General features: G+C 64.9%; 10 protein-coding genes. 3 read left to right on the top strand and 7 right to left on the bottom strand.

Annotated elements, in window-relative coordinates; translation table 11 throughout:
* Positions 1-92: 92 nt before the first annotated feature.
* The 3 genes from ACZ5BT_RS09640 to ACZ5BT_RS09630 all read right to left on the bottom strand — a co-directional run bounded on the left by ACZ5BT_RS09640 (position 93) and on the right by ACZ5BT_RS09630 (position 2847).
* Entirely contained in the window at positions 93-1121 is a 1029-nt protein-coding gene (locus ACZ5BT_RS09640; RefSeq protein ID WP_464884375.1) for an amino acid ABC transporter substrate-binding protein, read from the bottom strand.
* 73 nt (positions 1122-1194) lie between these two features.
* Entirely contained in the window at positions 1195-2019 is an 825-nt protein-coding gene (locus ACZ5BT_RS09635; RefSeq protein ID WP_464885816.1) for an amino acid ABC transporter permease, read from the bottom strand.
* A gap of 57 nt (positions 2020-2076) precedes the next feature.
* Positions 2077-2847 (bottom strand): ABC transporter substrate-binding protein, encoded by a 771-nt coding sequence (locus ACZ5BT_RS09630; RefSeq protein WP_464885815.1) that lies wholly within the window; start codon positions 2845-2847, stop codon positions 2077-2079.
* 54 nt (positions 2848-2901) lie between these two features.
* Between ACZ5BT_RS09630 and ACZ5BT_RS09625 the strand changes: the two genes are divergently transcribed.
* Together ACZ5BT_RS09625 and ACZ5BT_RS09620 are read left to right on the top strand one after the other, a co-directional pair.
* On the top strand, positions 2902-4161 hold the full coding sequence (locus ACZ5BT_RS09625) for a class I SAM-dependent RNA methyltransferase (RefSeq protein WP_464884374.1): 1260 nt from the start codon (positions 2902-2904) through the stop codon (positions 4159-4161).
* A 4-nt stretch (positions 4162-4165) separates the two neighbouring features.
* Positions 4166-5212: a protease complex subunit PrcB family protein gene (locus ACZ5BT_RS09620; protein ID WP_464884373.1), complete on the top strand. Its 1047-nt coding sequence runs from the start codon at positions 4166-4168 to the stop codon at positions 5210-5212.
* A 104-nt stretch (positions 5213-5316) separates the two neighbouring features.
* Here ACZ5BT_RS09620 and ACZ5BT_RS09615 read toward each other — a convergent pair whose 3' ends face one another.
* The gene (locus tag ACZ5BT_RS09615; RefSeq protein WP_464884372.1) at positions 5317-5928 is read right to left on the bottom strand and encodes a helix-turn-helix transcriptional regulator; all 612 of its coding nucleotides are present in this window, start codon (positions 5926-5928) and stop codon (positions 5317-5319) included.
* Between the two features lie 415 nt (positions 5929-6343).
* Here ACZ5BT_RS09615 and ACZ5BT_RS09610 point away from each other — a divergent pair, with 415 nt between their 5' ends.
* Complete coding sequence (locus tag ACZ5BT_RS09610; RefSeq protein WP_464884371.1) at positions 6344-8938, top strand: valine--tRNA ligase; 2595 nt, start codon at positions 6344-6346, stop codon at positions 8936-8938.
* Here the strand turns inward: ACZ5BT_RS09610 and ACZ5BT_RS09605 are convergent.
* Genes ACZ5BT_RS09605 through ACZ5BT_RS09595 form a run of 3 tightly spaced genes read right to left on the bottom strand, consistent with a single transcriptional unit; the run spans position 8922 to position 11897 of the window.
* A complete protein-coding gene (locus ACZ5BT_RS09605; protein ID WP_464884370.1) occupies positions 8922-9488 on the bottom strand; it encodes a DUF6812 domain-containing protein in 567 nt (188 codons plus the stop codon). The two genes, ACZ5BT_RS09610 and ACZ5BT_RS09605, sit on opposite strands and share 17 nt — an antisense overlap.
* Positions 9433-11568: a single-stranded-DNA-specific exonuclease RecJ gene (locus ACZ5BT_RS09600; RefSeq protein ID WP_464884369.1), complete on the bottom strand. Its 2136-nt coding sequence runs from the start codon at positions 11566-11568 to the stop codon at positions 9433-9435. The genes ACZ5BT_RS09605 and ACZ5BT_RS09600 overlap by 56 nt, the downstream gene beginning before the upstream one ends.
* Complete coding sequence (locus ACZ5BT_RS09595) at positions 11565-11897, bottom strand: LapA family protein (protein ID WP_464884368.1); 333 nt, start codon at positions 11895-11897, stop codon at positions 11565-11567. Before ACZ5BT_RS09595 ends, ACZ5BT_RS09600 begins: the two co-directional genes overlap by 4 nt.
* Positions 11898-11972 lie beyond the last annotated feature (75 nt).

The following is an 11972-nucleotide window of genomic DNA, read 5'->3' as shown; positions in this document are numbered from 1 at the left end:
GCTCTTTCAGTCCCTTTGCCCATGGCTCGATTCACAACGCGCTGTACCTCGGGAACCGTGAAGCGCAAAGCGCCCCGGCACGTTTTGCGGGATTAACGGAAGGGCGGCGAATACATGAGCCCGCCACGGGTATAGAGGTCGTTGAGGCTCCCTTTGCGGGGGATGTAGAACGGCGAGTTCGGACCCAAGTGCCGGTCGTAAATCTCGCCGTAGTTCCCGACGTGTTTGATGATGCGAACCACGAAGTCGTTGGAAAGCCCGAGGCCTTTCCCCAGGTTCCCCTCAACGCCCAAAAAGCGCCGGAACGAAGGCTTGTCGCTTTGAAGCGCCTGGTCGACGTTGGCCTGGGTGATCCCGAACTCCTCGGCCTGAATGGTGGCGTAGACGATCCAGGTCAGGGCGTCCTTCCACTTCGAGTCGTTTTGGAAGGTGAAACCGGCCAGGGGCTCTTTGGAGAGCGTCTCCGGCAGGATGGTCAGGGCTTCGGGATCGGGCGCCTTCGCCTTCCATCCGACGAGCCCCGATTTGTCGGTGGTCACCGCGTCGCAGCGCCCGGAGAGGAAGGCGTTGAAGACCTTGTCGAAGGATTCGAAGGTAAGGAGTTTATTGCCCTGCCAACCCTGGGACCGGACGAAGTCGGTCCAGTTCTTCTCGGTGGTGGTGCCCTGGTTGGTGCAGACGGTGGCGCCCTCGAGGTCATAGACCGAGTTCACCCCGAGTTCCTTTTTCACCATCACCCCCTGGCCGTCGTAGAAGTTCACCGGCAGGAAATCCACCCCCACCGACCCGTCGCGGCTGGTGGTGATGGTGGTGTTACGGAAGACGACGTCCACCTCGCCGGTCTGGATGGCGTTAAAACGCGCCTTGGCGGTCAGGGGCACGTAGTCGACCTTCTCGGGGTCGTCGAAGAGCGCCGCCGCCACCGCCCGGCAGAAATCGACGTCGAACCCCACGTACTTACCGGTCTTCTCGTCCACATAGCCGAACCCCGGCGCCTTGCCGTTCACGCCGCAGATCAACTTGCCCCGCTCCATGACCACGTCGAGGCGGGATTTTTGCGCCATGCCCAGCGCGCCGAAACCCAGTGCCACCAAACCAATAAGAACAAGCAACTTTCGCATAGATACCCTCCCTGAGTGAACGCACTTACTATAGCCATCCCTCCGGCCGGGCGCAAGGACCGCAAACTTATGCTTACGTCGCCCCTTCCGAACGCAAGCGGCGCTCCAGCCAGTCGGTGAAGAAGGTGAGGATGGTGGTCAGCAGGAGGTAGACCGCGGCCACCGCCAGGTAGATGGGGACCGGGCGGAAGGTGGCCGAGATGATGCGCTGGCCAGCCATGACCAGCTCGAAAAGGCCGATGGTGTACGCCAGCGAAGAATCCTTCAAGAGCGCCACCACATTGTTCACCAACGGCGGCACCACGATCCGGACCGCCTGGGGCACCACGATGAATCGCATGACCTGCGGCTGGGAAAGCCCCAGCGATTGCGCCGCCTCCCACTGCCCCCGGGGGATGGCGAGGATCCCGGCCCGGATCACCTCGGCGTTGTAGGCCCCGACGTTGAAGGAAAGCGCGATGAAGGCCGCCCAGTAGTCGGTGAGGATGTCCTCGATGGGCGGGAGGCCGAGCGGCTCGAGGTTCTTCCACACCGGGGCCAACAGGTAAGGCAGGCCGTTATAGGCGAAGAGGATCTGCACCAAAAGCGGCGTCCCCCGCACCAACCAGACGTAGAAGGCCGCCGGGTAACGGAAGAGCGGGTTCGCCGAGAGCTTGGAGATCCCGGCCACCAACCCCAGCGCCAGGCCCATCAGGGCGCTGATCACGGTGAGCTTGAGGGTCACCTCGCCGCCCCGACGCAAGGAGTCGGCGTAGAAGGGGATCTTCTCTGGCGTGAAGTTCACCGAGTTGAGGTAGAACGCAAGGCCTCGGGAAAGCAACTCGAAGAAAAGCAGCCAGGCCGAAAAACCGGCCACGAGCAAGAGACCCACGAAGAACGCTATACGCAGGTATCGCAAGTCGGCCTCCAACTTCAAAAGGGCCCTGGGGTCATCCAGGGCCCTGGCCATCGTGGCTTACTGGCAGCGGATGTCCTTTCCGAACCACTTCATGGAGATCTGGGCGTAGGTGCCGTCGGCCTGAATCAGATCGAGCGCCATATTGAGCGCCCGCAAAAGCCCCTGGTTCCCCTTGGCCACCGGGATGCCGATCTCCTCCTTGTTCAAAAGGCCCGAGAGCTGGAGCGACACCCCGCGCTTTTTGACCACCTCGAGGGCAGTGAACTGGTCGGTCACCCAGGCATCGACCCGCCCCGAGAGCAGGGCCTCGAGGGCGTTGGGGTTGGTGGGGAAGGTCTTGACTTCCTTGACTCCGGGCGCCTTTTCCACCACGAAGTCGTAATAGGAAGTGCCCACCTGCACACCGACCACCTTGCCCTTGAGGTCGGCCAGGCTCTTCGGGCCGCCGGGTTTTGAGACGATGAGGTTACCGGTGCAGTAGTAGGGGTTGGTGAAATCGACCGCTTTTGAGCGCTCCGGGGTGATGGTGTGCGAAGCGACCACGAAGTCGAAGCGCCCCTGGTTGAGCGCGATCAAGAGGGTATCGAAGGGCTGGGCCTTCCACTCCCCTTTGAGGCCGAGCTTTTCGACAAGGGCGTTCCCGATGTCGATGTCAAACCCCACCAGGTTGTTCTGCTCATCGAAATAGTTAAAGGGCGGGAACTCGCCCTCGGTCCCCACGATCACTTTCCCCGACGTCACGATCTCGTCGAAGGTTCGGTAACTCGCCGCCAAAACCAAAGAGCCGAGCGCCGCCAAAAGGGCGAGCGCAAGAACCGATTTCTTCATACGAATCACCTCCACGGCAAAATTATACAGGTCTCCTTGCCGTAGACTAAGCCAGTGGATGTCACGCTGACCGTAGAAAAACTCATCCCCGGTGGGTTAGGCCTTGCGCGAACGCCGGAGGGCGTAGCGCTGGTGGCGGGCGCCCTCCCCGGCGAAACCGTCAAGGCCAGGCTCATACGGAAGAAAAATCACCTCGAGGGCGAGGTCTTAAAGCGGCTCACCACCTCTCCCCTGCGCGTCGATCTGCCCCTGCCCCCGGGGGCCGACCTCCCCATGCGCTACGAGGCTCAGCTTGAAGTAAAGCGCGCCTTCGTCGAAGAGTCGCTGCGCCGAATCGGCAAGGTCGAGGCCGAGATCCGCCCGACGACGCCGAGCCCGAACGAACTCGGCTACCGAACCACCGGCCAGTACCTCATCCTCCCCACCGGGGGCCTCGGGCAGAGAAAACCAAAGAGCAGCGAGCTCGTCCCGCTGAAACAGGACCTCCTGGCCGAGGAGCACCTCAACCAGGCCTTCACTCGCCTCGCTTCGTGGCCCCTCGTGGGGCCGGTCGAAGTCGTGATTCAAAGCAGCATTCACGAAAAGGGCGCGCTCGTCGGTCTCATCGGCGGCCACCCCCAGGCCCTGCAAAAGGCGGCCCGGGCGCTGGTTCAGGAGGGAATTGCTGGCGTGTGGTGGGGGGCCGAGGACCCGCGGGGCCGGTTTCGGGGCACAATCCGGCACCTCGCGGGGCGAAAGGTACTCATCGAGGCCTACGGGCGAATCACCGCCCCCGTCGACCCGGTGAGCTTTTCCCAGGTGAACCCCCTGGCGGCCGGGCGCATGTACGGCCGGGCCGTGGAGTTGGTCGAGGGGGGTGAGCGTGCCGTCGAACTGTACGCCGGGGTGGGCGTGCTAAGCCTCATGCTGTCCGAGAAGTTTCGGGAGGTCGTCGCGGTGGAGATCAACCGCCGGTCGGTCCAGCTTGGACAGAAAAACGCCACCAAGCTCGGCCTGGAAAACGTCACCTTCCACCGCGACGACGCGAAGAACGTCGCCCGATTCCTTCCCGCCGATCTGGTGGTCCTCGACCCGCCGCGAAGCGGTCTCGACCGCGATTTGATCGAAGCCCTCGGTCAAACGCCACCGCCTGAGATCGTCTACATCGCCTGCGACCCCAGCACCTGGGCCCGGGACGTGGGCCGACTGGTGACGCAGGGGTACCGACTCTGCTATGTCGAGCCCTTCGACTTTTTCCCCTACACCCACCACGTCGAGATCCTGAGCCTTTTGGTCCACGAATCACCCTGCGACCGCCGAATCGTGGCACAATAGGCCTATGAAGGCCAAAGCCGCTCTTTGGCTCCTCCTGCCGGTCCTCGCCGGGTGCAGCTTCCTGACCCCCGAACGCCCCTATTACAACGCCCACGAGGTCGAGCTCCTCACCGAAAATTCGAGCGAGCGGTTGGTCTACTTTTACGGCGATGCGATGGAAATCCGCCTCGAGGGCACGCCGCTCCGCCTTGTACCCCAAGGCCCTGCCCAGTTCGGACCCCTCGAGGTCAACGGCATGCCTTATTACCGCGAGGTAAGCCCGCCCACGCGCCCGCGCCTGGAGGCCCTCGAGGACATCGGGGGACAGTACTTCGAGCTCCGAGTGGGCACGGCCATCCTCGGCGCGTGGCTGTTTGATGGCGACCGCTGGTACCGGTTGAGCACTGCCCTGGCGACCGGTGCCGACGTCGCCGTTCGTCCCGAACCGTTCACCCCCGGTTTCCAAAGGCTCACCTACAGCGAAGCGAAATCGGTGCGGCGCATGATCGAAGAACTCGGCAACAACGGCCCGGTGGTGGTTTTCGAACGATCGGCACCGAGCTCGCCCCCGTACGACTTCGAACCCGCACCCTGGGTTTACCGCCGCGCGTCGCTCCGCATCCAAACCTCGGTGCCAAAAGTTCCACTTTCACCGGCGCTCATCCGGCCCTGGCACGTCCTCGCCAAAGGCAGCTACGCCAGCTACAGCGACCGCCAACCCCTGGGCCTCCTGGCCTGCACCCAGGCGGCCTACCTCCAGATCTGGCAACGCGCGACCGGGAACCAGCTGCCCCGCCCGCCACTGCCGGACCTGAAGTACCCGAGATCATGCGTCGCCGCCTTTTTCTGGGGCCTCAAACCCACCGGGGGCTACCGGATCGACGTGGCCAGCGTCGAGGTCAAAAACGGCCTGGCGAAGATCCGCCTCCTCATGCAAGAACCCTCGCTCGGCGCCCGGGTCACGCAAGCCCTAACCAGCCCCTATATCCTGGTGGAGATCAAAGGAACCCCCTCCGAAGCCTGGTTCTACGACCCCTCGGGCCGGCTCTTGGCCCAAGCGAAAGCCGAATGAGCCGGGCCCCAAGCGTCCCCGCCACGGCTTTGACCACGGCGGGGAGCAAGGCCACGAAAACGACCGCACGCCCGGCAGCGGTCGGTCGGAAGGCCCGTGGGTGCTTACTCAGTTTTTGCCGCGATCTCGAAGCGGCAGCGCCTGCCCCCGTCGGAAATGCGCTCGACCAGGCGGACGGGCAGGCCGAGGATCGTCTCGAGCGCACGCTCCTCCGCCAGGCAGAGCTCCTGGTGCTGGGTCGAAAGCCCAAGGCGGGGGCACGTGAGCTGCTCGATGAAGAGCGTGCCGTCCTCCTCGACCACCCTCGCCGCATAACCCTGGGCCTTGAGGAAACGGACCAGCGCGTCGAGCCGCTCGCGCCCCACGCCCCCCAGCCCGTTCAGCCCCTCGCGCAAACGCCGGCACTGGTCGTCGGCGAGGAGCCCCACCAGCATCTCCGAACCCAAATTTCGCTTGACGACCTCGATCAGCGAACCACACATGCGGGCGTAGGGACCCTCGGCATCCACCGACCGCCACAGCCGCTTGGGGCGGCCGCGCGAACCGTTGCGCTTTTCCTCGTAGCGAACCAGGGACAAGGCCTCGAGGTCGCGCAAGTGCCGCTGGATCGCGACCCTTGAAATTCCAAGCTCTCTGGCAATCTCCCCGACATCGGCCGGGGATTGCCGCAAACGCTCGAGGATCCTCCTTTTGGTCGCCCCCAGTGTACCTTCCATCAAACCCACTCCCAGGGTAGGCAATGCCCGACCACTGGGTTAGGAGAGGGGTTACATTGGCGTGATACACTCAGGGCATGGCCCGGGAGGAGTAGGCCCGGCTCGCCCGACAGAGCGGGACCCCCGTGGCTGAGAGGGGTCCTCGGGAAAGAAGGGCTGAACGTCGCCCGGGTGGCGTCGCGGGAGGAACGGGGGGAGAAATACCCCATTCGAGCTACGCTCGAATGGGGGCCCCGGAAAAAGCCAGACGAAGGCAAGGTCTTTGTCGAACACCGGGGAAAACCCCCTCAGTAGAGCCCGCCGGGTGCGCCCGTGACAGCGCGAAGAGGGCACGCTCCCAGGCGGGAGCGTGAAGCGCGGTGGTACCGCGGGGCGTACGCCTCGTCCGCGCAAACGGCGTGGGGGAGGATTTTTTATGCTCGAAAAAGGCTACGATCCGCATCAGGTCGAACCCAAGTGGGCCGAGCGCTGGGCCAAGCAGCCTTTTCAGGCGGACCCCAAAAGCGGCAAACCGCCGTTCGTGATCGTCATGCCGCCGCCCAACGTTACCGGTGTCCTCCACATGGGGCACGCGCTCGACAACGCCATCCAGGACGTGATCATTCGCTATAAGCGGATGCGGGGGTTTGAGGCCCTCTGGGTCCCCGGAACCGACCACGCCGGCATCGCCACCCAGGTGGTGGTGGAACGGCTGCTCATGAAGGAAGGCAAGCGCCGGCACGAGTTGGGCCGCGAGAAGTTTCTGGAGCGGGTTTGGCAGTGGAAGAAGGACTCCGGGGGCCAGATCATCCGCCAGCTCAAACGCCTCGGGGCCAGCGCCGACTGGACGCGGGAGGCCTTCACCATGGACGAGGCCCGCTCGCGGGCCGTGCGCTACGCCTTCGTCAAGTACTACCACGAGGGCCTGGCCTACCGCGGCGAACGCCTCCTCAACTGGTGCCCCCGCTGCGAGACCACGCTCTCCGATCTCGAGGTCAACAACGACCCGACCCAGGGCACGCTCTACACCCTTCGCTATCCCCTCGAGGACGGCGGTGAAATCAGGATTGCCACCGTACGCCCGGAGACGATCTTCGCCGACGTGGCCATCGCCGTTCACCCCGACGACGAGCGCTACCAGCATCTCATCGGCAAAAGGGCCCGGATCCCCCTCACCGAGATCTGGATCCCGATCATCGCCGACGAGGCGGTGGAGATGGAGTTCGGGACCGGCGCCTTAAAGATCACCCCCGCCCACGACCCCACCGACTGGGAGATCGGGCAGCGCCACGGCCTGCCCGCCCCGAGCGTGATCGACCTCGCGGGCAAACTCACCGGCGAACGGGTACCCGAAAACTTCCGCGGCCTCGATCGCTTCCAGGCCAGGAAGCTCGTCGCCGAAGCGCTCAGGGAAGAAGGCCACATGGTGGAGGAAACGCCGTACGAGATCGCGCTTTCGACCTGTGACCGCTGCGACACCGCGATCGAGTACGCGCTCTTTCCCCAGTGGTGGCTCAAGATGAAGCCGCTGGCCGAAGCGGTGATCGAGCGCCTCGAAGCCGGGGACATCCGCTTTTTCCCCGAGCGCTGGCGGCGGGTTAACGTCGAGTGGTTCAAGAACATCAAAGACTGGAACATCTCCCGTCAGCTGTGGTGGGGCCATCAGATCCCCGCATGGTACTGCCCCGAGGGGCACGTCACCGTGCCCGAACTCGAGCGCTTTGACGAGGATCCCACGGCGTGCGCGGTCTGCGGCTCAAAGGAACTGAGGCGCGACCCCGACGTCTTCGACACCTGGTTCTCCTCAGCCCTCTGGCCGCTTTCGGTCTTCGGCTGGCCGGACAAAACCCCCGATTTCGAGGCCTTCTACCCCACTCACGCCCTCGTCACCGGCTACGACATCCTCTTTTTCTGGGTGAGCCGGATGGAGGTCTCCGGCTACCACTTCACCGGCCGTCGCCCCTTTGAAAACGTCATCCTCCACGGCCTGGTGCTGGATGCCAAAGGGCAGAAGATGTCGAAATCCAAGGGCAACGTGGTCGACCCTCTGGAGATGGTCGAGCGCTACGGGGCCGACGCCCTCCGCTTCGGGCTCGTTCACCTGGCCACCGGCGGTCAGGATATCCGCTTCGATACCCGCTGGCTGGAGATGGGGCGCACCTTCGCCAACAAGCTCTGGAACGCCACGCGCTTCGTGCTCATGGCGAGGGAAAACTTCGTGGAAAAGGAGAACGAGCCCACGCTGGCCGACCGCTGGATGCAGACCGTCCTCGCCCGAGGGGTCGATGAGATCACCAAACTCATGGAGCGCTTCGACCTGGCGCTCGCGGCCCGGGAGATCTATCAGCTCACCTGGAGCGAGTTCGCCGACTGGTACATCGAAGCGGCCAAACCTGCCCTCAAAGCGGGGAACCGTGCCACCCTGGAAGGCCTCGAGCGCACCCTCACCACCATCTTGAAGCTCCTCCACCCCTTCATGCCGTTTGTCACAAGCGAGCTTTTCGCCCACCTCACCGGCGACGAGGACCTGGCCAGGGCGCCCTGGCCCGAAGCCGGCGAATCCGACGGCGAGGCCCTTGAGGCCTTCGAAACCCTCAAAGCCGCCGTCACCGCGACCCGGCGCCTCAGGGGCGAGCTGGGGATCGACCCCTCAGAACGCATCATCGTCCACCTGGAAGGACCTGGGGCTTCCATCGTGCTGGAGGCCTCCGAGGTCTTCCGGTTCCTGGCCAAGGCCGAACCGAAGATCGGTTCAGCCAAGCGAGCACTGGCTGCCGTCACTCCCTCGGTCACCGTTTATCTTGAGCCCCAAGGGCTGGTCGACGTCGAGGCCTGGCAAAAAAAGCAACAAAAGCGCCTTCGGGAACTCGAGCGACGCCTCGCGGCCACGGAAAAGAAACTCGCGAGCGAGGGCTTCCGCAAGCACGCCCCCGCCGAGGTCGTGGCCTTCGAAACCCAGCGGCTGGCTGAGACCAAAAGCCAGATCGAACGAATTCAGGAAAACCTTCGCCGGCTCAGCCAAACAGGTTGAGTCGCGGACCGTCGCCGTCAGCCTCGGGGGCCTCGAGGACACCGTACATGCCCTTGAGGTTGACGGTGACGAACTCCAGCGACTGATCGGCCCGAACGCCCGCGAACGCGTCGGGCTGGGACAGAGGGTAGACGGTCACGTCAAAGAGCGTTTGAAAGGCCTTGGTGGCCGAGAGGTAGTCCGAGATCCGGGCACCGTGCGGGACCTCCAGGCTCCCGGAGAGCACGTGGTTGGGAAAAAGAAACGCCATATACCGGCGATCAACCGAGAGCGTGGTCTTCGGGTGAGAGGGACGCCCACCCACGACCCAGAGCACCTGGAGTTTGGTGACCGCGAAGAACTCGAGCTGCCACGGCGTGCGCTCGGCCGCCTTCGCCCCAACACCCACGGTGGGGAAGATCGTCACCTCGGTCAAGGGCAGCAGGGCTTTGTTCTGCAAGTTGAGCACGTCGGCGGTGGAGCTGCCGAGGGGCAGGTGGATCGTCCCCTCGATCCTATAGCGCTGGGTGTAAACCCTGACCTGGAATTTTTCCCGTTTGAACTTGTACATCCCATGCCTCCCAAAGCCCGATGAGCGCCTCGCACAAAAGCCCCGAATCCCCGTAGCGGTAGGCCCAGACAAACCGTTGCGCAAAAGCGTCCACCGTGGCCAACAGGCGGTAGGTCGGCGAGTCGTAGGGGTCGTCCCGGCCACCGAGCTCTTCGATGATCACATTGTACGGGAAAGGCGGTGTCTGACCGCTCGCCTTGGCTGCCAGCGCCCGGCGAAACCCGGTGAGCGTCACCCTCGGCGTCGAAAGCGCCTGGAGCCACTTTTCCCCCAGGGCCAACGCGGTCCCGGGTTGGATCTGAACCCGGCGCTCGGGAAGGGCCAGCCAGAGCCGGGCTTCTTCCGGCGCCGCCAGCAACGCCCCCCGCGTTTTTAACCAGGCCGCGCCCTCGCCGCGGGCGAAGACCGGAACTTTGTCGGTCACCGCCTGCCTGAGCGCCTGGCCGAGCGGTAGGCGCGCCAGCGGGCAGTCCTGACCCTGGCCATGGATGGGCCCCGGGTCACGATAGGCCTCGGCCCGGAGCTCGAGGCTCGCCGAGCCGTTCCACTCGTTCAAAACCACCGCCGCCGCGACCTCGACCTCGCCTCGGAGCCCTTCCCCGTTGTCGCGCCACTTGATCACCCGCAGGCCCTCGAGGGCAAACCCCACGTGCTTTCCCCCGGAAAGCGGTCGCACCCGATCCGGCATCCCGCGGAGGTGGAAGAGGGGTTCGGGGTTGCCCTCCCCAATCGGCTCGAACCGCTCAAGCGCCTGCCAGATCTCGGGGAGCGCCTCCCGGCTCAAAGGGCCCTCGAGCCAAAGCTCGGGCCGGGGCTTGGGCTGAGCCTCGACGTAGGCATAAATGGCCTCGCGAAAGGCCGGAATCGCCGCCTCATCGATGGAAAAACCGGCGGCCTGGGCGTGGCCCCCGTAGCCTTTCAGCGTATGCGCTGCCGCCGCTAACGCTCCCACCGCGCTCACCCCGGGGACACTCCGAACCGAACCCTTTCCCTGAGCGATGATGAACACCGGCTTGTAGGTGCGCTCGAGGATACGGCTGGCCACGATGCCCATCACGCCGGGATGCCCCTCGGGATCGTAGACGACGTGGGCCGGGGCGTCATGATCGAGGGTAGGAAGCAATCGGGCGAGCATGGCCTCCTCGACGCGCTGGCGCTCCTGGTTGAGGGCGTCGAGACGGGCCGCCAGCCGATTGGCCTCGAAGAAATCGTCGGTGAGCAGAAGAGCGAGCGCCGTCTCGGGCTCGCCCAACCGGCCGGCGGCGTTGATCCTGGGGGCGATCCGGAAGGCGACCTCGAGCGCCGTTTTCTGGGAAAGGTGGCGCTCGGCGAGGAGACGGAGTCCGAGGTGCTCGGAAGCGGGCAGGCGTGAAAGCCCTTCACGGACGATGGCACGGTTCACCCCGAGCAGCGGAGCGACATCGGCGATCGTACCCACCGCGGCCAGGTCGGAAAAGGCAAGGGGCGGGGGCTTGCCAAGGCGATCGTAGACCGCCCAGAGCAGAAAAAACGCCACGCCCGCTCCGGTGGGCTTGGGGCGGCCCTCGAGGCCGGGGTCGTAGGCGGGGTGAACGACGGTGCCAGGCGGGGGGGCATCGCCCGGTGTGTGGTGATCGGTCACCACCACGCTGACCCCGTCCTCGACCAGGCTCTTGAGCTCCGCGTGGTTCGTGATGCCGCAATCGACGGTAACGAAGACATCGGCCTCGGCGGCGTGCTCGGGCACCCGCGCTTCGGAGATCCCGTAGCCTTCCTCGCGCCTGGGAATGAAGGGGTGCACCTCCGCGCCGAGGGCTCGCAAGCCCTTCACCAGGATCGCGGTCCCCGTAATCCCATCGGCGTCGTAGTCGCCGTGCACCCGAATCCGCTGACCCCGCTCGATGGCCTCGACCAAAACACGCGCCCCTTGATCGAGGGCGGGAAAGCGCCAGGGACTGAGCTCCGGCTCGAGGTCCGATCGCCGGTGAAACCCCCGCCCCCAAAGGGCGGCGGCCATCATCGGCGGGACGCGAAACGCCTCCACCAGGCGCACCAACGTTTTGGCCTCCGGCCAAGGACGGGCGCGCCAACGGGGTTTCATACGCCCTCGAGGCCCTCCAGATTGCGATCGGGGATCCGGGGTACCTCCTCAGGCAGCTCGGCCCGGAGGGATTTGAGCTCCTCCTCCAAGCGAGCCTTTTCCCTGATCAACGCCCGCCGCTCGGCCTGCGCCCGGAGATGGAGGGCGGGGAGCCAGATGAAGACCAGCAAAGCCCCGTAAAGGAGCGCCCCTCCAACCCAGATCCACACCGGCAAAGCGGGCAGGCCAGGCAAGGCCAGCTGCACCTCCGGCTGCCAGAGGGCCAACGCACCGACGACGGCAAGCGCCACCAGCAAGAGCACGGTAAAAACCCAAGCGAGCACACGCATTGGCCTCAGTATACGCCGCCCTCCCGGGGCGCTTTTCCCGGGAGGGCGCACGGGGCCTATGCAGCGCAGTCCCTC

The organism is Vulcanithermus mediatlanticus, from assembly GCF_055385885.1.
Note: the sequence above shows the minus strand (reverse complement) of the source record. Positions and strands in the feature narration are given on the sequence as shown.